This is a genomic window from Candidatus Pelagibacter sp. PS_02, assembly GCF_059418065.1.
Genome location: NZ_CM182079.1, coordinates 743,095 through 767,588 on the forward strand (window position 1 = coordinate 743,095; position 24,494 = coordinate 767,588).

29 protein-coding genes are annotated in these 24,494 nt (G+C 31.3%); 6 read left to right on the forward strand and 23 right to left on the reverse strand.

Features of this window, described 5'->3' with window-relative positions; all coding sequences use genetic code 11:
• Position 1 precedes the first annotated feature (1 nt).
• From pstB to AC5SL4_RS03960, 5 genes are all read right to left on the reverse strand, one after another.
• On the reverse strand, positions 2 to 769 hold the full coding sequence (pstB, locus tag AC5SL4_RS03940) for a phosphate ABC transporter ATP-binding protein PstB (protein ID WP_020169518.1): 768 nt from the start codon (positions 767 to 769) through the stop codon (positions 2 to 4).
• A complete protein-coding gene (gene pstA / locus AC5SL4_RS03945; protein WP_011282194.1) occupies positions 769 to 2,028 on the reverse strand; it encodes a phosphate ABC transporter permease PstA in 1,260 nt (419 codons plus the stop codon). Before pstA ends, pstB begins: the two co-directional genes overlap by 1 nt.
• Positions 2,021 to 3,421 carry a phosphate ABC transporter permease subunit PstC gene (gene pstC / locus AC5SL4_RS03950; RefSeq protein ID WP_020169520.1) on the reverse strand — a complete coding sequence of 467 codons (1,401 nt, stop codon included), beginning with the start codon at positions 3,419 to 3,421 and terminating at the stop codon, positions 2,021 to 2,023. Before pstC ends, pstA begins: the two co-directional genes overlap by 8 nt.
• Before the next feature lie 117 nt (positions 3,422 to 3,538).
• The gene (locus AC5SL4_RS03955) at positions 3,539 to 4,555 is read right to left on the reverse strand and encodes a substrate-binding domain-containing protein (protein WP_011282196.1); all 1,017 of its coding nucleotides are present in this window, start codon (positions 4,553 to 4,555) and stop codon (positions 3,539 to 3,541) included.
• A 115-nt stretch (positions 4,556 to 4,670) separates the two neighbouring features.
• Positions 4,671 to 5,714 (reverse strand): ATP-binding protein, encoded by a 1,044-nt coding sequence (locus AC5SL4_RS03960; protein ID WP_494587110.1) that lies wholly within the window; start codon positions 5,712 to 5,714, stop codon positions 4,671 to 4,673.
• Between the two features lie 76 nt (positions 5,715 to 5,790).
• On the opposite strand from AC5SL4_RS03960, the gene AC5SL4_RS03965 reads away from it, so the two are divergent.
• Positions 5,791 to 6,756, forward strand: coding sequence for a hypothetical protein (locus AC5SL4_RS03965; RefSeq protein WP_011282198.1), 966 nt, complete (start codon positions 5,791 to 5,793; stop codon positions 6,754 to 6,756).
• Between the two features lie 107 nt (positions 6,757 to 6,863).
• Here AC5SL4_RS03965 and AC5SL4_RS03970 read toward each other — a convergent pair whose 3' ends face one another.
• Genes AC5SL4_RS03970 through AC5SL4_RS03985 form a run of 4 tightly spaced genes read right to left on the reverse strand, consistent with a single transcriptional unit; the run spans position 6,864 to position 8,086 of the window.
• Positions 6,864 to 7,028, reverse strand: coding sequence for a hypothetical protein (locus AC5SL4_RS03970; RefSeq protein ID WP_006996709.1), 165 nt, complete (start codon positions 7,026 to 7,028; stop codon positions 6,864 to 6,866).
• The gene (locus AC5SL4_RS03975) at positions 7,025 to 7,207 is read right to left on the reverse strand and encodes a hypothetical protein (protein WP_494587111.1); all 183 of its coding nucleotides are present in this window, start codon (positions 7,205 to 7,207) and stop codon (positions 7,025 to 7,027) included. The genes AC5SL4_RS03970 and AC5SL4_RS03975 overlap by 4 nt, the downstream gene beginning before the upstream one ends.
• Before the next feature lie 7 nt (positions 7,208 to 7,214).
• Complete coding sequence (locus AC5SL4_RS03980) at positions 7,215 to 7,652, reverse strand: DUF4396 domain-containing protein (protein ID WP_018414244.1); 438 nt, start codon at positions 7,650 to 7,652, stop codon at positions 7,215 to 7,217.
• Positions 7,653 to 7,657: 5 nt separating this feature from the next.
• Positions 7,658 to 8,086, reverse strand: coding sequence for a c-type cytochrome (locus AC5SL4_RS03985; protein WP_011282201.1), 429 nt, complete (start codon positions 8,084 to 8,086; stop codon positions 7,658 to 7,660).
• A 78-nt stretch (positions 8,087 to 8,164) separates the two neighbouring features.
• On the opposite strand from AC5SL4_RS03985, the gene AC5SL4_RS03990 reads away from it, so the two are divergent.
• Complete coding sequence (locus AC5SL4_RS03990; protein ID WP_494587112.1) at positions 8,165 to 9,049, forward strand: DMT family transporter; 885 nt, start codon at positions 8,165 to 8,167, stop codon at positions 9,047 to 9,049.
• A gap of 14 nt (positions 9,050 to 9,063) precedes the next feature.
• Here the strand turns inward: AC5SL4_RS03990 and AC5SL4_RS03995 are convergent, their stop codons facing one another.
• From AC5SL4_RS03995 to AC5SL4_RS04040, 10 genes are all read right to left on the reverse strand, one after another.
• Complete coding sequence (locus AC5SL4_RS03995; protein WP_494587113.1) at positions 9,064 to 9,573, reverse strand: pentapeptide repeat-containing protein; 510 nt, start codon at positions 9,571 to 9,573, stop codon at positions 9,064 to 9,066.
• A 96-nt stretch (positions 9,574 to 9,669) separates the two neighbouring features.
• Entirely contained in the window at positions 9,670 to 11,070 is a 1,401-nt protein-coding gene (locus AC5SL4_RS04000; RefSeq protein WP_494587114.1) for a Glu/Leu/Phe/Val family dehydrogenase, read from the reverse strand.
• A gap of 17 nt (positions 11,071 to 11,087) precedes the next feature.
• On the reverse strand, positions 11,088 to 11,576 hold the full coding sequence (locus AC5SL4_RS04005; protein WP_011282205.1) for a hypothetical protein: 489 nt from the start codon (positions 11,574 to 11,576) through the stop codon (positions 11,088 to 11,090).
• Positions 11,573 to 11,866, reverse strand: a complete 294-nt coding sequence (locus tag AC5SL4_RS04010) for a hypothetical protein (RefSeq protein WP_494587115.1) — start codon at positions 11,864 to 11,866, stop codon at positions 11,573 to 11,575. The genes AC5SL4_RS04005 and AC5SL4_RS04010 overlap by 4 nt, the downstream gene beginning before the upstream one ends.
• Before the next feature lies 1 nt (position 11,867).
• Positions 11,868 to 13,478 (reverse strand): SulP family inorganic anion transporter, encoded by a 1,611-nt coding sequence (locus AC5SL4_RS04015; RefSeq protein WP_494587116.1) that lies wholly within the window; start codon positions 13,476 to 13,478, stop codon positions 11,868 to 11,870.
• 162 nt (positions 13,479 to 13,640) lie between these two features.
• A complete protein-coding gene (locus AC5SL4_RS04020; RefSeq protein ID WP_011282207.1) occupies positions 13,641 to 14,045 on the reverse strand; it encodes an HIT domain-containing protein in 405 nt (134 codons plus the stop codon).
• 2 nt (positions 14,046 to 14,047) lie between these two features.
• Positions 14,048 to 14,833 (reverse strand): sulfite exporter TauE/SafE family protein, encoded by a 786-nt coding sequence (locus tag AC5SL4_RS04025; protein ID WP_494587117.1) that lies wholly within the window; start codon positions 14,831 to 14,833, stop codon positions 14,048 to 14,050.
• 40 nt (positions 14,834 to 14,873) lie between these two features.
• On the reverse strand, positions 14,874 to 15,866 hold the full coding sequence (gene dusA, locus AC5SL4_RS04030; RefSeq protein ID WP_020169528.1) for a tRNA dihydrouridine(20/20a) synthase DusA: 993 nt from the start codon (positions 15,864 to 15,866) through the stop codon (positions 14,874 to 14,876).
• A 22-nt stretch (positions 15,867 to 15,888) separates the two neighbouring features.
• Positions 15,889 to 16,431: a DNA-directed RNA polymerase subunit omega gene (gene rpoZ, locus AC5SL4_RS04035; RefSeq protein ID WP_494574641.1), complete on the reverse strand. Its 543-nt coding sequence runs from the start codon at positions 16,429 to 16,431 to the stop codon at positions 15,889 to 15,891.
• A 43-nt stretch (positions 16,432 to 16,474) separates the two neighbouring features.
• The gene (locus tag AC5SL4_RS04040; RefSeq protein WP_271486678.1) at positions 16,475 to 17,683 is read right to left on the reverse strand and encodes an MFS transporter; all 1,209 of its coding nucleotides are present in this window, start codon (positions 17,681 to 17,683) and stop codon (positions 16,475 to 16,477) included.
• 14 nt (positions 17,684 to 17,697) lie between these two features.
• On the opposite strand from AC5SL4_RS04040, the gene AC5SL4_RS04045 reads away from it, so the two are divergent.
• On the forward strand, positions 17,698 to 18,564 hold the full coding sequence (locus tag AC5SL4_RS04045; protein ID WP_494587118.1) for an NAD(P)-dependent oxidoreductase: 867 nt from the start codon (positions 17,698 to 17,700) through the stop codon (positions 18,562 to 18,564).
• Positions 18,565 to 18,570: 6 nt separating this feature from the next.
• A complete protein-coding gene (locus AC5SL4_RS04050) occupies positions 18,571 to 19,170 on the forward strand; it encodes a PNPOx family protein (protein ID WP_027307033.1) in 600 nt (199 codons plus the stop codon).
• On the opposite strand, the gene AC5SL4_RS04055 is transcribed toward AC5SL4_RS04050, so the two are convergent.
• Entirely contained in the window at positions 19,167 to 19,679 is a 513-nt protein-coding gene (locus AC5SL4_RS04055; protein ID WP_011282214.1) for a gamma carbonic anhydrase family protein, read from the reverse strand. The genes AC5SL4_RS04050 and AC5SL4_RS04055 overlap by 4 nt on opposite strands.
• A gap of 20 nt (positions 19,680 to 19,699) precedes the next feature.
• Between AC5SL4_RS04055 and AC5SL4_RS04060 the strand changes: the two genes are divergently transcribed.
• The gene (locus AC5SL4_RS04060; protein WP_494587119.1) at positions 19,700 to 20,254 is read left to right on the forward strand and encodes a thioredoxin family protein; all 555 of its coding nucleotides are present in this window, start codon (positions 19,700 to 19,702) and stop codon (positions 20,252 to 20,254) included.
• Entirely contained in the window at positions 20,254 to 21,336 is a 1,083-nt protein-coding gene (locus AC5SL4_RS04065) for a glycosyltransferase family 4 protein (RefSeq protein WP_041185794.1), read from the forward strand. The genes AC5SL4_RS04060 and AC5SL4_RS04065 overlap by 1 nt, the downstream gene beginning before the upstream one ends.
• Here AC5SL4_RS04065 and AC5SL4_RS04070 read toward each other — a convergent pair.
• Genes AC5SL4_RS04070 through AC5SL4_RS04080 form a run of 3 tightly spaced genes read right to left on the reverse strand, consistent with a single transcriptional unit; the run spans position 21,333 to position 24,312 of the window.
• Positions 21,333 to 22,835 carry a tripartite tricarboxylate transporter permease gene (locus AC5SL4_RS04070; protein ID WP_494587121.1) on the reverse strand — a complete coding sequence of 501 codons (1,503 nt, stop codon included), beginning with the start codon at positions 22,833 to 22,835 and terminating at the stop codon, positions 21,333 to 21,335. The two genes, AC5SL4_RS04065 and AC5SL4_RS04070, sit on opposite strands and share 4 nt — an antisense overlap.
• Positions 22,832 to 23,302: a tripartite tricarboxylate transporter TctB family protein gene (locus AC5SL4_RS04075; RefSeq protein ID WP_011282218.1), complete on the reverse strand. Its 471-nt coding sequence runs from the start codon at positions 23,300 to 23,302 to the stop codon at positions 22,832 to 22,834. Before AC5SL4_RS04075 ends, AC5SL4_RS04070 begins: the two co-directional genes overlap by 4 nt.
• Positions 23,303 to 23,331: 29 nt before the next feature.
• On the reverse strand, positions 23,332 to 24,312 hold the full coding sequence (locus AC5SL4_RS04080) for a tripartite tricarboxylate transporter substrate binding protein (protein ID WP_027307035.1): 981 nt from the start codon (positions 24,310 to 24,312) through the stop codon (positions 23,332 to 23,334).
• Positions 24,313 to 24,494 lie beyond the last annotated feature (182 nt).

The window sequence follows — 24,494 nt, forward strand, 5'->3', positions numbered from 1 at the left end:
ATTAACCAAACCTCCCTGTAATATAATCCTGGGTCATTTTATTTCCAGGGTTTTTAAATATTTTCTCTGTTGTATCCACTTCAATTATTTTTCCTAAATGGAAAAAGCCAGTTCTTTGAGAAACTCTTACAGCTTGGGACATTGAATGAGTAACAATGACTATTGTATAACTTTTTTTAAGTTCATCAATTAATTCTTCAATTTTAGCAGTGGCAATAGGGTCTAGTGCCGAACACGGTTCATCCATTAAAATAACTTGAGGATTTACTGATATGGCTCTTGCAATACATAATCTTTGCTGCTGACCTCCAGATAAACCTGTGCCTGCTTCATTTAACCTGTCTTTAACTTCGTTCCATAAAGCTGCTTTTTTTAAACTATTCTCAACAATTTCATCCATATCTGTTTTATTTTCTGCTAAACCATGAATGGTTGGTCCATAAGAAATATTATCATAAATACTTTTTGGAAAAGGATTGGGTTTTTGAAAAACCATACCAATTTTCTCTCGAAGTCCTACAACATCCAGATTTTTGTCAATGATCTCTTCATCATCTATTGTAATTGATCCTTCAACTTTACAAATATCAATAACATCATTCATTCTGTTTATGCATCTTATGAAGGTTGATTTTCCACATCCAGAAGGACCGATTAAAGCTGTAACTTCTTTGTCATAGATATCCAAATCTACATCAAAGAGCGCTTGTTTTTCTCCATAATGCACATTTAAATTACTGCTTTTAATTTTTATTTTATTATTTTTCATTACCACTTCCTTTCAAATTTTTGTCGTAAGTAAACTGCTATAAAATTTAATGTAATTAAAAAACTTAAAAGAACCATAATAGTTGCTGATGTTTTTTCTACAAACCCTCTTTCTGCTTGTTCAGACCATAAATAAACCTGTACTGGCAACGAAGCTGATGGATCCGTTGGAATAGATGGAATATCGACCACAAAAGCAACCATACCAATCAATATTAAGGGCGCTGTTTCCCCAAGCGCTTGGGCCAAACCAATAATAGTTCCTGACAAAGTGCCTGGAATTGCTAAAGGCAGAACATGATGCGTAACTGATTGAACTTTAGATGCGCCAATTGCAAGCGCTCCTTCTCTAATTGAAGGAGGTACTGCTTTTAAGGAAGCTCTACATGGAATAATAATTCTTGGTAAAGTCATTAAGGCTAAAGTAATTCCTGCAACTAATGGAGTTGATCTTGGTAGATGAAAGGTCCCAAGCAAAATACCCAAACCTAATAATCCAAATACAATGGAAGGTACTGCTGCTAAATTATTTATATTAATTTCTATAAAATCAGTAATTTTATTTTTAGGAGCAAATTCCTCTAAATAAACTGAAGCTGCAATCGCGATTGGAAAAGATAATAATAAAGTAATTACAATGGTAAAAAATGAACCCACTAAGGCTCCACCAATTCCTGCAAGTTCAGGGTTTCTTGAATCTCCTTTAGTAAACAAATATGAGTTAAATATTTTATTAACTTTTCCTTCATTAACTAATTCGTCATAAAGATTTAATTGAAAATTATTAATCCGTCTTCGCTCTTCTGGAAGTTCTCTAGGGTAATTACCTTTATGCAATTGATCAAAATCATCTGATGCAGTTAGTTTTAATACAGTGGTTTGATTTAAAGCTTTTGGATTATCAAGTAAAAAGTTTCTTATTTCATATTCATAATCAGGACTAAATAAATTAATTAATAACTTTTCTTCAGTTAAACCATTAACTTTTTTTACTTTAAGAATACTATCAATTGCTAGTTCATAGTAATCTGTATTTTCTAAATCTTCGAGTGGAGGCGATTCACTTAATTCTAAAGTGTCAGCATCAAAATTTACCTCAACATCGATAGTTGTTTTTAAAAATGCGCCACTGCCTTTTGAAAAGATAGCATTTAATAAAAAGATTACAAAAAAAATTGCTAGTAAAATAGAAGTTAATCCATAGAGCTTAAATCTTTTTTCAGCATTATGTCGTTTTTTTAATCGTTGCTCTTTATTCATATTTTTCTCTATATTTTTTAACAAATCTTAAGGCTATGTAGTTTAAAATTAATGTTGCAAAGAAAAGTGTTAAGCCCAATGCAAAAGCAGATTGTGTTTTTGGACTATCGAACTCCTGATCGCCAATTAATAACATTACAATTTGAGTGGTGATGGTAGTGGTAGACTCAAGTGGATTAATGGTTAGATTTGCGGCTAAACCAGCAGCCATTACCACAATCATTGTTTCACCAATGGCTCTTGATACAGCTAATAAAACCGAGCCCACAATCCCTGGTAATGCAGCAGGAATTACAACATTTTTAATAGTTTCTGATTTGGTTGCTCCAATTGCATAAGATCCATCTCTTAAAGATTGAGGGACTGCATTAATCACGTCATCAGATAATGAAGACACATAAGGAATAATCATAACCCCCATTACCAATCCTGCAGCAAGAGCACTTTCAGAAGATACCTCTAAGTTTAACTTTTCACCTAATTCTCTAAAAAAGGGGCCAACAGTAAGCGCTGCAAAAAAGCCATATACAACTGTTGGAATTCCAGCCAGGATTTCAATAATTGGTTTAGAATATTTTCTAACTTTAGAACTTGCGTACTCTGCCATATAAATTCCAGAAAATAATCCAATAGGAACAGCTACAAGCATTGCAATCAGAGCTATAAATGCTGTACCAGCAAATAAAGGAACAGAACCAAAAGCACCTTTTAAATTTTCATATTCTAAAGCTGTAATTGCTGAGGCATCACTAACGAAAGCTCTTTGAGGACTCCAATTCATTCCAAACAAAAAATCAAAAATATTAATTGCTGAAAAAAATTTTAAACTTTCAAATAAAAGAGAGAAAATAATTCCCATTGTTGTTAATATAGCAACTAGAGAACATACAAAAAGTAACCCTGTTAAAATTTTTTCAACATCATGTCTTGCTTTATTATTTTTTGAAATTCTAAAAATCCCATATGAGATAGCAGCAATAAAAGTTGATAATAATAAAACAATTTTAGAATTTTGAGCAATTGTTTGTAAATTTTCATAATTCTTAACACCTATTTTAATTTCTTCAGTTAAGGTTCCTGAAAAATTACCCTCATAAAGTGATCTAATTTTTTGATAAAGTAAATTAAGTTGGTCACTGGAATAATTTAAATCGTTTTGAATTAAAGTTTGTGAGATCAAATATTTAATAATCGCTGGTTCAAATATAGACCAAAATAATAATATAATTAATGCTGGTAACGCGCACCATAAAGCTAGATAATAACCATAATAATTTGGTAGAGCGTTAATCTTTATAGATTGTGTTGATGTAATTTTTCTTATTCTAGAGCGACCATATAAAAATGATAGATAGCTAAATATTGTAACTAATAATAAAATTATAATATTCATGAGCTTATGTATTACAGTTTTAATGTTACAGATTTGTTACAATTTTAAACTACAAATTGTACTAATAAAAAAGGCCAGAAGTTTATTCTGGCCTTGATTGTGTTTGAGGAATTTAAATTACTTGATGCTAATAGTGTTTAATTCGACCGCTGCAGTTCTTACAACATCATATTTTGCTTTAGCTAAAGGTACTAAACCGATCTCAGCTAAGTAACCTCTTGGTCCCATTGCTTTTTTTGACGTAAAATCTTTAATAAATGCGTCAATTCCAGGAACTACTCCAATATGTGCTTTTTTTACATAAAAGAATAAAGGTCTAGCTATTGGATATGAGTAATCTTGAATACCTTCAAGACTAGGTTTAACTCCTTCTATAGCTGCAGCTTTCACCTTGTCTTTATTGCCAACTAAATAGCTATAACCAAAAAAGCCGTATGCGTCAGGATTTGATGCTAGTTTTTGAACAATTAGAGTATCGTTTTCACCTGCTTCTACTGCATAACCGTCTTCACGGATTTTAGTACATTCGCTACTAGCTTTGTCACCAAAAAGTGCTTTTGCCTCTTTAGAACAACCTTTGCTCATTACTAAAGAATTCCATGCATCTCTTGTACCTGATGTTGGTGGGGCAATAAGAATTTCTATCTTTTTAGAAGGAAGTGATGGATCAATGTCGCTCCATTGTTTATATGGATTAGCAACCAATTTACCATCTACATCTACTTCATTTGCTAGTGCTCTCCAAAGTTGTTCTTTAGTAAAATTTGAATCTGGAGAATCTACTGCGTGAGCTAAAGAAATACCGTCATTTCCTACAATAATTTCTATAATTTCAGTTACACCATTTTTTTCACATAATGCTTTTTCTTTAGATTTTATAGCTCTTGATGCATTAGTAATATCTGGGTGGTCAGTGCCAACACCAGCACAAAATAATTTCATACCACCACCCGTTCCAGTGCTTTCAATTACGGGCGTTTTAAATTTTCCTGTTTTACCAAAATTTTCAGCAACAACAGTTGCATATGGGTAAACAGTTGATGACCCCACTATCCGGATTTGATCTCTTGCTTGAACATTTGACGCAAATAGCATCACCGTCAAGATTGATAAAATAATTTTAACATTTTTCATTTTTATTTTTCCTTTGTTTATTTATATTTAATTCTTATAAAATTTCTTTGTTTCAATTTTATTACAAGTTTATGAAACTTTTATGACAAAGAATATTTTATTATCTTCTAAAATTTTATACTTTTGGAAATTCAATGGTAAATTCAGTACCTTTTCCTTCAGTACTGATAATATCCATAGTTGCACGGTGTTGATTTACTATATGTTTAACAATAGCCAAACCTAAACCAGTACCCCCTGCATCTTTGCTTCTTGCAGGATCTACTCTGAAAAAACGCTCAGTGATTCGGGATAAATATTTTTTAGGAATTCCAACCCCTTGGTCTTTAATAGAAAACAAAATAGTGTCCATTTTCTTAACCAAGGAAATTTTAATGACAGTATCACTATCGCTATACTTGCAAGCATTATCAATTAAATTAGTAAAAATTTCTATTAATCTATTTCTATCTCCAGAAATTTTATAAGCATCATCTGTAATATTGTTTTCTATTTTTATCTTTTTTTTCTTAACAAGCTCTGAATTCAATTTAATCACGTGAGTTATTATTTCTTTTAAATCTAACTCAGTGGTGGGTCTAATATGTTCTTGTAATTCGATTTTTGACAATGAAAGTAAATCATTAATCAAATTTTCCATACGCTCTGTTTGTTGCATCATAATGGGTAAAAATTTCTTTTGCATTTCAAAATCATTTGAAGCATGACCATCATTTATTGTCTCTAATCCTAACTTAATTGACTGCAAGGGTGTTCTTAACTCATGAGAAACATTAGCAACAAAATCTGATTTAAATTGTTGTGTCTTATATATTTCAGTTAAATCTTTTAAAAATATTATTACAGAATGTTCATCTTCAGATTCATTTAAAGACTCTGGGATAATATTTACATTATAGAATTGAAAAATAGGAAGTTTAATTTCCACATCTAAAACTTGTGAACTTTTATCCTGAATTGCAAGATCAATACTTTCTAATAAATTAGCATCTCTTAAAATTAATGAAATATTTTTACCAATAATATCATTACCAAATCCTGCAACAGCGCTTTTATTTGCAAAAAAAACATTTTTAAATTTATCAAGGATAATTACTTGATCCATCATCTCATCAAGAAATATCATTTTTTGATCTTTTATTTTAATATCAGAGCTCATAATTTTAAAACCAGAGGTAGTATTATAACTCTAAAAATAAATTTGTAATTAATAATTAATTATATAGAAAGTTTTAATGACTCTTACACTGTTTTATACAATCGTCGGCTTTGCTTTAGCGGGGTACAGTGTTATTGCAAATGACTCAATTCAAACATTGGGAACTTTTATCGCGTCAAAACAAAAATGGTTTAAATGGTACACTCTTGCTAGTGCAGCATCATTTGTAATGATACTTGCTATTACTTGGGGTTGGTACAGTAATAATGGAGATATCTCTTACGGTAGATTAACAAGAATACCTTTCCAAGAAATACAATGGTATCACGCTGTGGCACCAGGAATACTTCTTGTATTAACAAGAGTAGGTATACCTGTTTCAACAACCTTCTTAGTTTTATCAGCTTTTGCATCAACGGTAGTACTTGAAAAGATGCTTATGAAAAGTGTTGTCGGCTATGGTCTTGCTGCAGCTGCTGCTTATATTTGCTGGATCGTTATCTCTAAATTTATTAATGAAAAATTAGATGAAGTTAATGACAAATGGATTTCCTTTTGGCGTAACTCTGTTTGGATAACTTCAGGCTGGTTATGGTGGGTTTGGTTATCTCATGATGTAGCAAACATTGCTGTATACCTTCCAAGACAATTAGATGTTGCTCTTTTATTAGTTGTTCTGGGTTACTTTACAGCACTACTTTTTTATATCTTCTACATTCATGGAGGGGCTATTCAAAAGGTTGTCTTAGAGAAAACTGGAACAAGATATGCAAGATCAGCAACTATAATCAATATTATTTATGCAGCTGTACTTTACTACTTTAAAGAGCTTAATGATTTACCCATGTCAACAACCTGGGTATTTGTTGGTCTATTATGTGGAAGAGAGTTAGCAATCGCATCAATGAATAAAGACTATAAGTTCAAATATGTGTTTCCACTAATTGGTAAAGACTTTCTTAAAATGATATTCGGATTAAGTGTGTCAGTTGGAATTGTACTTGCAATTCACTACATCATAATTCCAAATAATTGGTTTTAAGTATTAATTATTTAAGCTTAAACCTTGAGCACAAAAACTTAAAGATAAAGTAATTAAATTTCCCAAGACCGTAGGAATTTGGTTCTATTTTTTTAGTCTTTAATTTTTTAGCTTTTTTCTTCTTCATAGCCAATATGGTTTTGTGTTTCGTTTGAATGTTTCAGGTTATAACAATCTGTGCAAAGTAAGATCACCTCTGGTCCTGAGCTTACTTGTGTTAAGATGGCTGTATCATCTCCACACTCACTACACCCTGATAAACGTTTCTTCATTTACGTTTATTACGTGTTATCTCATTAATTCTATCAATATAATTTTTTATCTCAGGGTTATCTTGAGCTTTATTATCTTGTTTGGGGTTTTTCTTCCTTTGGTAATAATAATAGATAGGCATAACAACAGATAAGGCAACGATAATAATTGCTAATATGATTTCAGAAGTTGTAACCATTTAATATTTAATGACAGGCTTGATTGAATTTTTTAAGTCTCCAATAATTATAAGGCCAGGGTGTTAAAAATCCCGCAGTTAACATAATAGGTACCACCCACCAAGTTAGCATCGCTCCACCGGTTAAAAAATAATCTGTAGCGTTCATAGAAATTTCCATACTAACCATTGAGATGAAACTCATTCCACAGGCGGTCTTTAAAGCATTAATTAATTTAAAATTTTGTCTCATTAAAATAAAAGTTTCAAGCATAATGCTGGTTAATAAACCATTTATGATTGCTAAAGTCATAATACCTAATACTGGAAAAGGAATTTTACTTAACTGAAAAAATAGTATGGTTCCAAAGTCACCAATTGCACAACCGATAACACACCACATCGTATTCTTAGCACTTTTTCTCCACGTGTGTTTACACGACCAATGAAATGTGTCTGTTGCCATTTAATTTATTTACTTAAATTTATTTGATGTTTGTAATAATCATCTGGCCAAAAACTTTTAATGTAGGCTAAAACTGAATCTATATCTTTGTCATTTAATTTATCTCCAAAGGCACCCATTTTTCCTTCATAGTCACTAATTATTCCAACTAAACCATATTTAATAATTTTATGTAATGTCTCATCATCATGGTGCCAAGTGTGACCTGTACCATTTAAAGGCGGCGCTTTTCTATGGCCGTCTTCATCAACACCCTTCCAATTTTCAGCACCTGACAAATTAACTTGATGACAGCTTACACAATTATTTTGGTAGGCAATTTTACCTCTAGCAATCATTAATTGAGAATCTCTTGTGATTGGATAATGATTATCAGAATAAGAAATGCTACTTAATGATATAAGTAGAGTTGAAATTAGAAGTATTTTTTTCATAACTTATAAATTTATATATTAAAAATTGTTAGATTAATCTTATATTTTTTTAAGATTGATTGATTATAGTCCTTAATAATGAACAATTTTTTCTTATTTATTGTCACACTTTTTTGCTGGTCCCCTACTTGGTATGTCATCAAGTTTCAATTAGGTTACGTTGATCCATTAGTATCGGTGTTTTATAGATTTTTGATAGCTGCAATAGTTATTTTTGTTTATTTAATTTATAAGAAGAAAAATCTTAAGTTTTCTTTAAATCAGCATCTTTGGTTTTTACTCTTTGGTGTTTGTCTTTATTCTCTAAACTATGTTTTCTTTTATCTATCAAATACTTACTTAATAAGCGCATTTCCAGCAGTTGTCTTTTCAACGGTAGTTATTATGAATATTTTAGGAGAAGGCTTTTATTTTAAAAAGAAACCTTCTTTAAAAACTTTACTTGGAGCAACTATTGGGATGATTGGAATTATAATCATTTTCAATGATGAGATTTTCAATTTCAGCTTTGCTAATGGAACTCATGTTGGATTATTTTTAGCCTTACTTGGTACATTTTCTGCATCAACAGGAAATATGGTTCATCAGAGAAACTTAAATAATAACTTTTCCTTAATACCAACACTTGCATATTCAATGCTTTATGGATCATTAGTTACTCTATTAATCACTCAAATAAAAGGTACTGAACTATTATTTGAATATAGCTTCAGTTATATCGCATCCCTTGCTTATCTATCAATAGTTGGCTCGATATTTGCTTTTATCTTTTATCTAAGATTATTAGAGAAAGTTGGAGCTGGACGAGCTGGTTATGTAGGAGTTGTTATGCCTGTACTTGCTTTATTAATCTCAACAATATTTGAAAACTTAGAATGGCAGCAAGATTTAATAATAGGGTTACCAATTTTGATAATTGGAGCAGTGCTAGTTATTAATCAGAAAATTAAACCAATAAAATAATTTCTAAGAATTTTTTATTTATTACATTTACCAATAGAACCTAGTAAACATTTAGTTCCATCTATCCAGGTAGCATTGTTTAGATTGGCACCCTCAAAGGTGGCATTTAAAATATTAGCACCTGTTAAATCAGCCTCAAAAAGATTGCTGTTAGTAAAATTGGTCTCAATTAATGATGAGCCTTTAAAGTTTACTCTTGTTAAGTTCGCACTTGAAAAGTTAGCTTTTTCAAAGATACCCCCTTCAAGATTTGCTTCATATAAATTAGTTCTAATAAAAGAAGATTCTACAAAATTACCATTAGCTAATGTTGCATTCATCATTACCCCTTTATCAAAGGTCACTTTAATAAAGCTAATAAATGATAGATTAGAGTTTGGTATATAAGCTCTACTTAGATCTTGGCCCTCTGAGAATTGGCAATTAGAATAATCTACTCCATCAGTTGGAGCATCATCACAACCAGCTTTAGCACCACTAGTTAATAATAAGCTTAAGACTAAAATGGTAAAAAGCTTGCTCATAAAACCTGCTCTTATTAATTTTATCATGTCAAATGCTAACAAATCATAGATTGAGAGTCTTCTATTAATTTAATTATAGATAAAATTAAGCTGCTATTATCGTTTTGGGAAGCCTTCTACTGTATAGAAGTTTCTTATCTTCTTTAGAGATACATAATAAGCGCTATCTCTAAATGATTTTTTAATTTGTTTTTTAGCATTATAAATTTCAATAAATGCATTTCTCATACTGTCTTCTAGACCTGAAAAAGCTAAATCTTCTTCGTCCGCTCCATGAATAATTTTTTTAATAGTATCAAAATCAGTTTTAGTATTAGTTTTTTTATCTATCAAATCAATAATGTCTAATATTTTTTGTTCTTGAAATCTTTTTTCAACTCTACCAAAACGTATGTGAGAAATATCTTTTACCCACTCGAAATAAGAAACTACTACCCCACCCGCATTGACATAGATATCAGGGATAATCATAACTCCTTTTTCAAATAATTTTTGATCCGCCTCAAATGAAACAGGACCATTAGCAGCCTCAATTATTAATTTTGTTTTAATTTTATCTACGTTATCAACCGTGATTGCATTTTCTAATGCAGCTGGAATTAAAATATCACAATCTAATTCTAAAAGTTCACTTGGATTGTTTTTAAATTTTCCAAGTTTAGGGTTATTGATAGTTTTATTTGTCTTATAAAATTCAATTAGTGCATTTATATCAATACCTTTTTTGTTATATAAATAACCATCATATTCTCCAATTGCTATAATCTTTGCATTATCTCTATTATATAAATGTTTGGCTAAATTACTTCCAACATTACCAAAGCCTTGAACTATAATTTCATTATCCTTTAATTCATTTTTCAATCCTGCTTCTTTAACAACATCTTCATGTCTAAATATTTCTCTAACTACTTCCTCAATACCTCTACCAGTTGCTTCTGTTCTGCCAGCAATACCTCCTCTGTGTAAGGGTTTACCTGTTACACAACCTCTATAATTTATATCATCAGGTTTAAGTGTTTTATAAGTCTCTAAAATCCATTCCATTTCTCTTTCAGACGTTCCGACATCTGGAGCTGGAACATTTAATGCTGGAGAAATAAAACCTTTATTAATTAATTTACTAGCAAACGCTTTAGTAATTTCTCTAAGTTGAGGCATTGTGTAATTTTTAGGATTAATTTTTAAACCCCCTTTAGCTCCTCCAAAAGGGATATTAACTATTGCACATTTGTAAGTCATCAAAGATGCTAGAGCTTCAGTATCATCTTGATCAACCGTTTCTGAATATCTTAGTCCACCTTTAGTTGGAAGAATGTGCTCTGAGTGAACAGCTCTCCATCCAGTAAAGTTATTAATTTTGCCATCTAAGACAACACCCACATTTACTTTAATTAATGAGTGAATAGATTTTAAATGTTCAAGTAAATCATCACTAAAGTTTAGTAATTTAGCTGATTTATCTACATGTAAATTGACGTTATCTTTAAAGCTCATTAATAATTATTATATCTTTAATTTATTTTTTTCCAATAACCATAAACACAACGTGTGCCCCGTCTAGAGCAATCATATGTATCATGCAAGACACCATCTTTGACAACCGTTATGTGCTTTGAACAAGATACAATTAAAGTCCCACTTGGAAGTTCATCTTTCTTTAAATGAACTTTACAACCTTGACCAATAAACATAGTTGGCGTCCACTGCCACCCAAGTTTTTCAAGATATTTTTTAACCACCACTCTATGAGTGCCTGATCTTGGGCTATCATTTTTTTGTTTTAGGCTTCTAGCAAGTTTTGTTCTTGATGTGGTTCTAAATTCTTCATTTGCTTTATAAAGATCATCATAAATTTTTTGATAAGGAAGATTTGTTACAATTGCAATAGATCTAACTACACAGTCTCCAGCTTTACCTTTATATCCAGCAGCAGCTCTGCCTCCATCATTGATTTCTAGTTCTAAATTGCTACTTGAAAATAATCTTTTAAAGAAATTCACGATTTAGTTTTATGATCTAAGATCTCGATCATACACTGGGTTGCATATTCACGCCATTCACTAGCAGTTTTGCCTTTAAGACTATCAAGCTGTTGTTTATTACTATTAATACTTTCTTGGTATTTAATTTTATCTGTTTCTTCTAGATTTTTTTCCATGTTAGTAAGATTGGTTTCCATGGCACTAATCCAACCATTACCAAGTTCAACACATTTAACATCATCTTTCTCATCACAAACTTGCTTGAAGAAATTGAAAATAACATCATCTGTTTTAATCTCTTTGCTCATCTTATCTGCCAAAAATACCTAATTTAACATCATAATCAACTGCAATTCCATAATCAGGATCATCATCACTATCAACTACTAGCTGACCTGCTTTACTTAATAATCTATGACAATCACGAGTTAGATGTCTAAGTTTAACTTTTTTTCCAAAACTATTATATTTATCAGCAATGTCTTCAATTGCTTTTAATGCTGATTGATCAATTACTTTTGATCCTGCAAAATCAATAATGATTACTTCAGGATCTTCTTCTGGTTTAAATAATTCTAAAAAGCTATCCGTTGAACTAAAAAATAATGGTCCTTCTATTTCATAAACCTTAGCACCTTTTTCTCTAACAGATGGTCTCTCTATGGCTCTAATTCTTGATGCAGATTTCCAGGCAAAAACTAACGCAGATACAATTACTCCAACAATTACAGCGACAGCTAAATCTTCTAAAACAGTTACAACGGTTACAAGGACAATTACTAACGCATCACTCTTTGGTACAAAAAATAATATTTTTAATGAGTTCCAGGCAAAGGTTCCAATCACTACCATAAACATTACACCAACTAGTGCTGCAATTGGGATCATCTCAATATAGTTTGATGTATATAAAATAAAAATTAATAAGAATACTGCTGCAGCTATTCCTGCAATTCTTGTTCTACCGCCTGATTTTACGTTAATCATAGATTGACCGATCATCGCACATCCACCCATACCCCCAAAAAAACCAGTAACCGTATTAGCTAAACCTTGCGCTAAACATTCCTGACTAGCCCCACCTCTTTTATTAGTGATTTCACCAACTAAGTTAAGAGTTAACAAGCTTTCAATTAAGCCAATTGCAGACAATATAAATGCATAAGGGAAAATAATCTTTAAAGTTTCAAAGTTTAAAGGAACACTTGGGATTGAGAATATTGGCAATCCTCCTTTAACACTTGCAAGATCTCCAACACTTGGAATATCAATCTTTAATACTAAAACTAATACGGATGTTGCTAAAATTGCAGCAAGAGTTGCTGGTACTGCTTTAGTAATCTTTGGTAATAACCAAATGATTAACATGGTTAAAACAACAAACCCTACTGAATAATATAAAGTGTTTCCTGAAATCCATACTGATTGTCCCATTGCATTAAGGGTTTTAAACTGACTAAGTTGTGAAATACCAATAACAATTGCAAGGCCATTAACAAAACCTAACATTACCGGTTGGGGTACCATTCTAATAAATTTTCCAAGCTTAAAGACACCCGCTAATAATTGTAAAATTCCCATCAAAACTACGGTTGCAAACAAATACTGTGCACCGTGATCCATAACAAGGGACACCATAACAACAGCTAAAGCACCGGTTGCTCCTGAAATCATTCCAGGTCTTCCACCAAACACAGCTGTAATTAAACCAACAATAAAAGCTGCATAAAGCCCTGATAAAGGTGCAACTCCTGCAACAAAAGCAAAGGCAATAGCTTCAGGGACTAACGCTAAAGCAACTGTTAAACCAGATAAAACTTCAATTCTAAATAAAGAAAAGGATGCCCCTTCTTTTGGAATATAATTTTGTGAATTAAAACCAATAGATTTTGCAAATGATGAGAGTGTGGTTTTAATCAATGTGTTTAAATTTTAATTATTTATGAGTCGGTGTGTTATCTATTTAGTAAAGCAAGCAGTTGATAAAGTCTAGTTTCAATTAATACGTGTTAACAAATTTGAGACGAATCATATATATAATGATTAAGAGGTAGTGGCGGGAGACTAAAACTACCTCTGTCTTTATCCCTTAAAATACTTTTTAATTTTTGAAATAGTTTTCGCTAATAGAACTTTTGAATAAGGTTTTCCTTTAATAACCCAAACTGAAAGTGGCCACGTACTGTCTTTAGTAGATCTTGCAATAATATGAATATGTAATTGAGGAACAATATTGCCAATTTTTTCAACATTAAGTTTTTTTGTTTTAAATATTTTTTTCATTAACTTGCTGCAATGAACAATTTCTTTCATTAATAACATTTGATCTTTTGAATTAAGTTCTGAGATATCGGTTATATTTTTTCGCTTTGGAATTAAAATGATCCAAGGAAATTTAGCATTATCAATTAAACGAATACTACATAATTTTAATTCAGTTATTAAATGAGAATCTTTTAGAAAACTTTTACTTACTTTATTTGCCATAACTACAGTTTGAAATATTCATATAAAAATTTTGCAGCAATGATAAGTAAAAATATTCCAAAATATTTACTAATTCTATTCTTATCAATTGTATGAACTGTTCTTGCACCAATTCTAGCCATAAAGGTTGTAATCGGTATAAAAATTAAAAAAGCAGGAATATTTAAAAAACCAATACTTAATGGAATATTTGTTTTTAAATAACTGCCAGTTATCAAAAATCCGATTGCGCCAAATAATGCTATTAAAAAACCAATAGCCGCAGCACTACCTATAGCTCTATTAATTGAGTAACCAAAAAACTTTAGAATTGGAACATTCATAACAGCCCCTCCAATACCCATGGGTGCCGAGATAAAACCTACTAAAAATCCTAAAATAATTTTCAAATGAAGCTTAATTTTAAGAGTTATATTTTTTTCCTTCTCTTTTAATAATAAAAGATAAATACTTAAAAAAAATATTACGATTGCAAAGAAAAGAACTAAGGTTTTAGTTTTAAGAGTTGCTGCAAAAATTGCTCCAAAAATAACACCAAGCACTACAAATATTCCATAACTTTTAACTATATCAAAATCCACTGCTTTAAATTTATGATGAGTTAAAACTGAGACGGTTGAGGTTGGAATTATGATTGCAAATGATGTTCCAACTGCAAGGTGCATGACATATTGTTGATCAATCCCTAAAGAATTAAAAATATAAAACAAAAATGGAACAGTAATTAAGCCACCTCCTATTCCAAATAAACCTGCAACAAATCCCACAGGAATAGCGGTTAAGGCCATTAGTAGACTAAAGTAGATATACTCGTTAGATAAAAGAGAACTAAGCAGATTGGATTACCGAAGTATCGAAATTATTATATTTAATCTTATCCATGATGTGATCAATCTTTTTAACATCAGCATCTCTAACACACATATTTTCACTTAAATATCTTTTCCAAAAGCTAGACCCTGTTTGACCATGAAATAACCCTAACGTATGTCTCATAATTTGATTTAAACGTGTTCCTTTTTTAATTTCTTCTCTGACATACGGTAGTAATTGTTCAATTACATCTTGCCGACTTGGTACATTTTCATTATTAAATATATCTCTTTCAATATCAGCTAATAAATAAGGAGTGTGGTAAGCAGCACGTCCTATCATAACTCCATCAACTTTATCTAAGTGATCTTTCATTTGATCGGTTGTGGTAATTCCACCGTTAATAATGATTTCTTCATTAGGGAAATCTTTTTTTAATCTATAGACAAAATCATACTTTAAAGGAGGAATGTTTAGATTTTGTTTAGGGGTAAATTTTCCAAGAATAGCTTTTCTTGCATGAATAATAAAAGTTTTAACACCAGTGCTTTTTAAAGTTGAAATAAAACGATGTAAGTTTTCATAGTCTTCAGTATCATCGTAACCAATTCTTGTTTTAATCGTGACCGGTAACTTTGTAACCGATTGCATTTTACTCAAGCAGTCTGCAACCAAATTTGGTTCTTTCATTAAACATGCACCAAATTTATTTTTCTCAACTTTTTTTGAAGGGCAACCAAGGTTTAAATTTATCTCATCATAACCAAAGTCTTCACCCACTTTCGTTGCCTCTGCAAGTAAAGTTGGAGACGATCCACCAATTTGAAGGGCTATTGGTTTTTCATTTATATTAAATTCTAATAGTTTTTTTTTATCCCCTCGATGAATAGCTTCAGAGACAACCATCTCACTATAGAGCAATGTATTTTTACTAATCAGTCTTAAAAAAAAACGTTCATGACGATCAGTGCAATCCATCATAGGTGCAACGGATACTTTCCTGTTCATACTAAACTTTTATATTATTTTTTTAGCTATTTGTAGTCTCTGAATCGTCAGAGTTTTCTTCAGTTGTTTCAGCTTCTGTTTCGGCTTCAGCTATTTGATCTAAAGAAACTGCTGTCTCTTCATCTCCCACTTCTAACTCTGCATCAACGTCAACTTCTGGCTCTGCCTTTGCAGTTAATTCTTCTAAATCATCAGAGGATACTTGAATTTTTTCAGGAATTTTTCTAGCTCTTTTAGATGGTAAAATAGGAGTTCCACTTTTAGAAATTTCACCTTTGTACATACTTTCAAAATCATCACCAATAATTTCATCATCATCAGTACCATCGTCAACTTGCTCAACGTGTTTTCTAAGTTTGTGAATAGCGCTATCTGTTAAGTCTGAAACTTTAACAGTTTCTTCGGCAATTTCTCTTAAAGATATAACTGTGTTTTTGTCATTATCCCTATCTAAAGTTGGTTCTAAACCAGAATTTAATTGAACTGCTCTTTCTTTAGCAACTAAAACTAATTCGTAAGGACTTTCTACTTTATCTATGCAATCTTCTACTGTTACTCTAGCCATGCGCAGTATCTATACAGTAGTTAAAAAAAAATCAAGGATAATTCTATAAATAATCAGGATTAAGCTTGTTCTTTACAAGGAATAACAACAATATTGCTATTAAAATATAAGATCCTGAAACAAGAGCAATTTGCTCAATAGAAAGGCTATTATCAATCAAAATTCCAAAGAGTGCTGTACCAAATGCAGTTGAAAATACCATTAACGCTGTGGTTAATGCTTTAATGGAACCAATATATCTCACTCCATAAATCTCAGCCCAAGTAGCAGAACCTAGAACATTTGCTAAACCATTTGAAATTCCAATTAAACCTAAAAATACAAATGATGAAATTGGTGAGTTAAAATAATAAAGCACAAACGTTGCAACTAATAAAGGAATGTTCATATAAATTATTAATTTTCGACTACTAAACTTATCAATTAAAAAGCCTGTTAAAAATAAAGTAATCACTGATAAAATTGAATACACCATAAAGGATTGGGCAATAACATATGGTCCCCAACCTTTAGATGACACTATAAAAGATTGATAAACAAATGTACCCGTTGCAATCCAAGGCATCGCTAACATGCTTAAACATATAATATAAAAGCGATAATCTTTTAAAACTTCACCTCTCGTCCATTGTTTTATATCTTTAGTTTTAATATTTGTAGCACTAGATGTTTCTCTTGAGTCTAATTTAACGTTTTTAACTAATGTAACAATGACAATAGGTAAAATGATAATAACTGAAATTGATATGGCTATCCAAATATTTCTCCAATCAATAAAAGTTAATAAAAAAATAATTAATAAGGGTAAAATAAATTCAGCTAACGATAAACCAAGCCAAGTTGTGCTTAATGCACGTCCCCTAGTCTTTTCAAAAAATCTTGATATTGTTGTGGTTGCAGTGTGAGACATTAGTCCTTGACCTGATAACCTCATTAAGAAAATTGATAAAAATAAGAAAGCGACTGATGAAATTTTAGAAAATAAAAAACAAGAGATCGCTAGTAACGCAATGACATAAGATGCAAATTTTAAAATATTAAAGTCATCTATTTTTTTACCAACCCAAACAAGTATAAAACTACTTAATAGAGTAGCAGATGCATAGATAGATCCAAACTGACCATGCGTGATAGAAAGCGCGTCTCTTATGCTTGAATTAAACAGTCCTAGAAAAAAACTCTGTCCAAAGCTTGAAAAAAATGTAAATATAAATCCAAATAAAATTACTTTAAAATTCAAACTTTTAAACATAGGAAATAGAAATTATGAGCAATGTTGCATTTATAGGTTTAGGTGTCATGGGTTATCCAATGGCAGGATATATATCAAAAGCAGGTCACAATGTAACTGTTTATAATAGAACAGCTGCAAAAGCTGATAAATGGGTTGCTGAATATAAAGGGTCAAAAGCAGATACTCCTGCAAAAGCTGCTGACGGTGCAGATTTTATATTTACCTGCGTTGGTAATGATAACGATTTACGAGAAGTAACTTTCGGTGACAACGGTATCTTTAAAACAATTAAAAAAGGCTCAGTTTACATTGATAACACAACCGCTTCTGCAACGATTGCTAGAGAAATTTATCAGCATTCATTAAAAAGTGAATTTGGTTTTTTAGATGCACCGGTATCAGGTGGACAAGCTGGTGCTGAAAATGGTGCTCTAACTGTTATGATTGGTGGTGACCAAGCAAACTTTGATAAAGCAAAAGACATTATTGATTGTTACAGCAAAAAGATGAAATTATTAGGTGGTGCTGGTAATGGTCAATTAGCAAAAATGGTTAACCAAATTTGTATTGCAGGTCTTGTTCAAGGTTTATCAGAAGCAATTAACTTTGGAAAAAAAGCAGGTTTAAATATGGAAGATGTAATTGAAGTTATATCTAAAGGTGCTGCTCAATCTTGGCAAATGGAAAACAGATATAAAACGATGATTGATGATCAGTTTGAATTTGGTTTTGCAGTTGATTGGATGAGAAAAGATTTAAAAATTGCTATGGATGAAGCTAAAAATAATGGCTCTCAACTTCCTGTAACTGAAATCGTTGATAAATATTACGGTGAAGTTCAAGAGATGGGTGGAAACCGTTGGGATACTTCCAGTTTAATTAGAAGACTAAGTAAATAATCTCGTATGCAACCAGCGTACTACGAAGATTTTGAGGAGATCAAAAATAAAATCTGGTCTATGCTGGATAATGCTATCAAAGATAGAGGGTCTCAATTTAGAATTCCTGTATTTATTTGTGGAAATCAAGATGACTTTGATGGAAGAATTGTAGTCCTTAGAAAATCGGATAGAGAAAATAATATTATCCAATACCATAGTGATATCAGATCAGATAAAATTGCTAAATTAAAAGCAAATAAGAATGCGGCAATGTTATTTTATGACAAAGATGAGAAAATCCAAGTTAGACTTAAAGTTGAGTGCATCATTAATCATGAAAATGATATTACAAAACAGTCTTGGTTAAAAACAGGACACATGAGTAGAAAATGTTATTTAGTTGATAACGGACCAGGAACATTATCTGAAACCCCTACTTCAGGGCTAAAGCCTGAACTAGATAATTTTGAATTTACAATGGAGCAAAGTGAAGTGGGATATAAAAATTTTACTGTTATTCAATGTAAAATTAAAAGTATGGAATGGCTTTATTTAGCAGCCAAAGGTCACCGTCGTGCTAAATTCGATTTAGAAAATAACAAGGATACCTGGTTAATTCCTTAAAAAACTGATTTAGAATATTTTTTCCAATTATCTTGGTAATGAATTGCATTTTCAGTAATTGACTTTGCCTCTTCTGTTGAGACTTGTCTTACAATTTTACCAGGGGATCCAATCACTAGAGAATTGTCGGGAATGACTTTGTTTTCTGTGATCAATGCATTAGCTCCTATGATGCAATTTTTTCCAATCTTTGCACCATTTAAAATTACAGCACCAATTCCAATTAAAGAATTGTCTTCAATCGTGCAGCCATGCAACATAACCAAGTGACCAATAGTTACATCTTTACCAATTTTTAAAGGGTAACCTGGATCGGTATGCAATACACTGCCATCTTGTATATTGGAGCCTTCACCGATATGAATATTTTCAACATCCCCTCTTAAAGTTACATTAAACCAAATGCTGGTATTTTTTTCTAGCGTGACATCACCAATGATGGATGCATTAGATGCAGACCAATTATCACCTAAATTTTTAACTTTTTTATCTTCCAAATCATAAAACATAACATATATATTATTATAACATGCCGTTAAAAACTCCAATATGTGATTTTGGACAAGCTGCTAAAAGCTTTGAATTAAAGTCCACTAATAACGAAATTATTAAATTAAATGATGTTAAAGGGACAAATGGAACTTTGGTTATGTTTATTTGTAACCACTGCCCTTATGTAAAAGCAATTATTAAAGACATTGTTGAAGATTGCAAAAATTTAGAAAAACATGGAGTAAAAGCTGTGGCTATTTCAGCAAACGATCCGATAAATTATCCTGAAGATAGTTTTGAAAATATGATCGAATTTGCAAGAAAACATCAATTTAATTTTCCATATTTATTTGATGAAACTCAAAATGTTGCAAAAAGTTATGATGCAGTATGCACTCCTGATTTTTTTGGATACAATAATAATTTAGAATTACAATACAGAGGTCGTATAAGAGAATTGGATAATTTAAAACCAGTAAGAGCTGGTGATAGTGATTTATATAGTGCAATGAAACAAATTGCAGAGACGGGCAAAGGTCCTGAAACGCAAATTCCAAGTGTTGGCTGTAGTATCAAATGGTTAGATAATTAATGTACTTAATAGTTACAAAAACGTTCCCTCCAGAAGTTGGAGGTATGCAGAATTTAATGTGGGGTTTAGCAAATGAACTTTCAAAACATTACATGATAAAAGTATTCGCTGATTATCATGAAAATCATAAATTATTTGATGAGCAAGTTTCTTTTTCAATAGAGCGTGTAGGTGGCATAAAACTTCTTAGAAAATATAGAAAAGCTCAATTGATTAATGAATTTATTAAAGAAAATAAGATTGATGGCATTATTGCTGATCATTGGAAAAGTTTAGAACATCTTAAAACTAATAAAAAAAAGATATGCTTGATCCATGGTAAAGAAATTAATCATGAAAAAGGTACCTCTCTTAATAAAAGAGTATTGGAGGTTTTAGATAGTGTTGAAACCATCGTTGCTAATTCTGAGTACACTAAAAATTTAGCTATTTCATTGGGAGTTCAGCAAGATAAAATTGTAGTTATAAATCCAGGTGTTGATCCTGTTGAAGAATTAGATAAAAAAACTTTAGATAAAGTAGAGAATTTATTAAAACATAAGTCTCCAAAATTAATTACTGTTTCTAGATTTGATAAAAGAAAAAACCATGAAAAAGTAATCATGGCGCTTCGAAATTTAAAACAAATCTACCCTAGTATTATTTACATTTGTGTGGGTTACGGCGATGAAGAGGAAAATATTAAAAAATTAGTAGCAGAATTGGGCCTTCAGCCACAAGTGATGTTTTTTAAAGATATTTCTAACGAATTAAAAAATGCACTAGTTGCTAAATCTAATATTTTTGTCATGCCATCTATTGTTCATAAAAAATCTGTTGAAGGATTTGGGATAGCTTATGTTGAAGCTGCTCAATATGGATTGCCCTCTCTTGGTGGAAAAGATGGAGGAGCAGCAGATGCAATCGAGCATGAAAAAACAGGTTTAATCTGTAATGGCAATGAATTAGATGAAGTTTATTCATCAATTAATTTAATGTTAGAAAATAATAAATTCCAAGAGTATGGAAAAGCTGCCAAAGAAAATTCTGCTAAATTTAAGTGGAGTACTATTATTGAAGAATATAAAAAAATTCTAAACTAAATCTTTTTACTCTTAATTGTTTTATAAATTTGCCACCCAACAATTAGAATTGTAACTCCTATTATTGCAGCAGTAAGAGGTCTGTCCCATAAAAAAGTCCAAGAACCATCACTTATTAATAAAGATCTTCTTAAATTTTCTTCCATTAATCCACCGAGGACAAAGGCTAATATAAGTGGTGGCATTGGAAAATCATATAAGCGCATAAACGTTGCAACAACTGCAATTCCAATCATTAAATAAATGTCAAAATTATTAAATGACATTACGTAAATTCCTGTAATTGAAAAAAATAAAATAAGTGGAATTAAATAATTTTTAGGTACAGCAAGTATTCTTGCTATGTAAGGTATTAAGGGCAAGTTTAGAATAAGTAATACTACCATTCCAATATACATCGACATAATAACTGACCAAAAGATTTCAGGATTAGTTATATAAAGTCTAGGGCCTGGTTGAATTCCAAATCCTAATAAAGCACCAAGCATTACAGCGGTTGTTCCACTTCCAGGTATTCCTAAAGTTAATAAAGGCACAAAAGCTCCAGAACATGCTGCATTGTTTGCAGTTTCTGGTGCAGTTAAGCCATGAACACTACCTTTACCAAATTTTTCTTTCTCTTCATCACTAACAAAATTTCTTTCCATTCCATAGGCTAGAAATGAAGCAATAGTTGCACCCGCACCTGGTAAAACTCCAATTAAAAAACCAATAACTGAGTTTCGAGGAATAGCTTTTAACATTTTGGTTCTTTCTTCCTTGTTAATTTTAATCGAACCAAGTTCTGTTAATGAAACTTGTTTGGCAACTGCAGATGGATCATTTCGTTTTAAAATAATTGTTAAAGCTTCACTCATAGCAAAAGTTGCCATTACAACTAAAACAAAACTTATCCCATCGGATAAATTCATATTGTTAAAAGTAAATCTTGAAATATCAGATAAAGAATCTTGACCAACTGATGCTAACATTAAACCTAAAACAACCATCATCATTGCTTTTAAAAATTGCCCCTTTGATGAAAAAGCTGCAATGGCTGTTAAACCTAAAATCATTAAAGCAAAATAATCTGGTGATCTGAAAGATAAGCTTACTTTAGATAAGCTTGGTGCAAGAAATAATAAATAAATTGAAGCAAGGGTTCCACCTGCAAAAGAACTCCAAGCAGCAATCGCTAATGCTTTTCCAGCTTTTCCTTGTTGAGCCATTGGATATCCATCAAATGATGTTGCAACAGTTCCAGGAACACCCGGGGCATTTAATAAAATTGATGAAGTTGATCCACCAAATACTGCACCATAATAAACACCTGCCATTAAAATTAATCCAGTAGCTGGATCAAAACCATAAGTAATAGGTATCATTAATGCAATTGCTGTCATTGGTCCAAGACCTGGTAGCATTCCAATGATGGTTCCAAAAAAACAACCAATCATAACCATAAATATGTTTTGAAATGTAAGAGCTGTTTTTAAACCAATTAAAATTCCTTCAATCATCCCATAACTCCAATTAGTTTTAAAAATGGATCTCTTAAATAAATTTCAAGTACTCCATGCAATAGATACATAAAAGCACCCACAAAAGGGAAAGAGAGTAAAAATATTAACTTCCACCTTCTCTCACCTAACGCATAATAAGAAGATGCTAGAAATAGAGAGGTCGTTAAAAAATAACCTACTTTTAATATAGTTACTCCATAAATAATTGCTATGAGCACAAGTATAGCTGTTTTTTTATACTCTAAGTTTTTATGATTAACTTTAATGGTATTGGGCTCTGGTAAAATAATTTTTAAACCAGAAAAAAATAAACCTGCATAACCTAAATAAATTGGAAACGTTCTGGCATTAAAAGGTGCGTTTTCATCAAATGAAAAAACTTGAATTTGATATGCGATATATAAATAGAATGCTGAAAAAATAAAAAAGAGCAGTGATATAATTTTAGTAGTATTTATATTCACTGCTCTAATTTTTAAATAATCCTAAAGGATTATATAACTCCTAATTTCTTCATAAGAGCTGTCATTTCTACAGTTTGTGCATCTAAGAATTTAACAAAATCCTTATCTGAGTTATAAATATTAACCCAAGCATTTCTTTTTCTAACAGCTTCCCATTCAGGAGTTTCCATCACTTTACCTAACATTGTAGATAAAGCTTTTTTATCTTTATTACTCATATTTGGAGGTCCAAAAAATCCTCTCCAGTTTACGAACTGAACATCATATCCTTGTTCTTTTAGAGTTGGTGCATCTGGTGCATCAGCTATTCTTGAAGGAGCAGTGATACCAATAATTCTTACTTGGTCTCTTGCACCCATAAGTTCACCTAAACCTGTAGAGATAATTTGAGTTTCTCCAGATAAAAGTCCAGCTAACGCTTTTCCACCAGCATCATAAGGAATGTAAGCAACATCATTTGGATTAGCACCAGCAGCTTGGAAAGCTAAAGCACCAATTAAATGGTCCATACTTCCTCTTACTGATCCACCAGCCATTTTGATAGAGCTTGGATTCTTTTTATATGCATCAACTACATCTTTAAAGTTTTTATAAGGTGAGTTTTTTGCAACCGCAATCGCACCGTAGTCACCAATTACACCAGCGATCGGTGTAACATCTTTATAAGATAAAACTCCAGATCCTGTAACATAACCTTCGTGTCTAGTAATAGATCTTAAAACTAGCGGTGTAGATTGTACTAAAATTGTATTTTTAGGCTTAGTGTTAATCATGAAAGCTAAAGCTTTTCCACCACCACCACCTGACATATTTTCAAATGATGCACTTTTTAACATTCCTGATTTTGTTAAAGCTTCTCCAGTACCTCTAGCAGTTCCATCCCATCCACCGCCAGCACCACCACCAATTACGAAATGAATTTTATCCATTGCGATTGAATTTGTTGCTGTTGCAGAGAATAATAGAATTGCTGAGAATAATACTGAAACTAATTTTTTAATGTTTTTCATTATATTCCTCTATTGTTAGTTTTTAATATTTGCAGTTAATTATACTATGGTCTTGAAAGCAAGTTTTTGAATAGAATGCAACTTAACGTTGATTTTCTTTCTTTAGGAAATAAGCAAGTGTTATCTCAAATATTTTATTAATAAAAAAAATAGATATCTTTAATTACGAAAGTTTCTTTTCT

Coding starts and splice junctions, on each gene's coding strand:
- pstB (WP_020169518.1), bottom strand. CDS start 769: ATGAAAAATAATAAAATAAAAATTAAAAGCAGTAATTTAAATGTGCAT.
- AC5SL4_RS04080 (WP_027307035.1), bottom strand. CDS start 24,312: ATGAAAAACATTAAAAAATTAGTTTCAGTATTATTCTCAGCAATTCTA.
- AC5SL4_RS04045 (WP_494587118.1), top strand. CDS start 17,698: ATGAGCAATGTTGCATTTATAGGTTTAGGTGTCATGGGTTATCCAATG.
- AC5SL4_RS03985 (WP_011282201.1), bottom strand. CDS start 8,086: ATGAAAAAAATACTTCTAATTTCAACTCTACTTATATCATTAAGTAGC.
- AC5SL4_RS04025 (WP_494587117.1), bottom strand. CDS start 14,833: ATGGCCTTAACCGCTATTCCTGTGGGATTTGTTGCAGGTTTATTTGGA.
- AC5SL4_RS03960 (WP_494587110.1), bottom strand. CDS start 5,714: ATGAGCTCTGATATTAAAATAAAAGATCAAAAAATGATATTTCTTGAT.
- AC5SL4_RS03975 (WP_494587111.1), bottom strand. CDS start 7,207: ATGGTTACAACTTCTGAAATCATATTAGCAATTATTATCGTTGCCTTA.
- AC5SL4_RS03980 (WP_018414244.1), bottom strand. CDS start 7,652: ATGGCAACAGACACATTTCATTGGTCGTGTAAACACACGTGGAGAAAA.
- AC5SL4_RS04040 (WP_271486678.1), bottom strand. CDS start 17,683: ATGTTTAAAAGTTTGAATTTTAAAGTAATTTTATTTGGATTTATATTT.
- AC5SL4_RS04010 (WP_494587115.1), bottom strand. CDS start 11,866: ATGAGCAAAGAGATTAAAACAGATGATGTTATTTTCAATTTCTTCAAG.
- rpoZ (WP_494574641.1), bottom strand. CDS start 16,431: ATGGCTAGAGTAACAGTAGAAGATTGCATAGATAAAGTAGAAAGTCCT.
- pstC (WP_020169520.1), bottom strand. CDS start 3,421: ATGAATATTATAATTTTATTATTAGTTACAATATTTAGCTATCTATCA.
- AC5SL4_RS04055 (WP_011282214.1), bottom strand. CDS start 19,679: ATGTTTTATGATTTGGAAGATAAAAAAGTTAAAAATTTAGGTGATAAT.
- AC5SL4_RS03970 (WP_006996709.1), bottom strand. CDS start 7,028: ATGAAGAAACGTTTATCAGGGTGTAGTGAGTGTGGAGATGATACAGCC.
- AC5SL4_RS04020 (WP_011282207.1), bottom strand. CDS start 14,045: ATGGCAAATAAAGTAAGTAAAAGTTTTCTAAAAGATTCTCATTTAATA.
- AC5SL4_RS04050 (WP_027307033.1), top strand. CDS start 18,571: ATGCAACCAGCGTACTACGAAGATTTTGAGGAGATCAAAAATAAAATC.
- AC5SL4_RS03990 (WP_494587112.1), top strand. CDS start 8,165: ATGAACAATTTTTTCTTATTTATTGTCACACTTTTTTGCTGGTCCCCT.
- AC5SL4_RS04000 (WP_494587114.1), bottom strand. CDS start 11,070: ATGAGCTTTAAAGATAACGTCAATTTACATGTAGATAAATCAGCTAAA.
- AC5SL4_RS03955 (WP_011282196.1), bottom strand. CDS start 4,555: ATGAAAAATGTTAAAATTATTTTATCAATCTTGACGGTGATGCTATTT.
- dusA (WP_020169528.1), bottom strand. CDS start 15,866: ATGAACAGGAAAGTATCCGTTGCACCTATGATGGATTGCACTGATCGT.
- AC5SL4_RS04065 (WP_041185794.1), top strand. CDS start 20,254: ATGTACTTAATAGTTACAAAAACGTTCCCTCCAGAAGTTGGAGGTATG.
- AC5SL4_RS03995 (WP_494587113.1), bottom strand. CDS start 9,573: ATGAGCAAGCTTTTTACCATTTTAGTCTTAAGCTTATTATTAACTAGT.
- pstA (WP_011282194.1), bottom strand. CDS start 2,028: ATGAATAAAGAGCAACGATTAAAAAAACGACATAATGCTGAAAAAAGA.
- AC5SL4_RS03965 (WP_011282198.1), top strand. CDS start 5,791: ATGACTCTTACACTGTTTTATACAATCGTCGGCTTTGCTTTAGCGGGG.
- AC5SL4_RS04060 (WP_494587119.1), top strand. CDS start 19,700: ATGCCGTTAAAAACTCCAATATGTGATTTTGGACAAGCTGCTAAAAGC.
- AC5SL4_RS04070 (WP_494587121.1), bottom strand. CDS start 22,835: ATGATTGAAGGAATTTTAATTGGTTTAAAAACAGCTCTTACATTTCAA.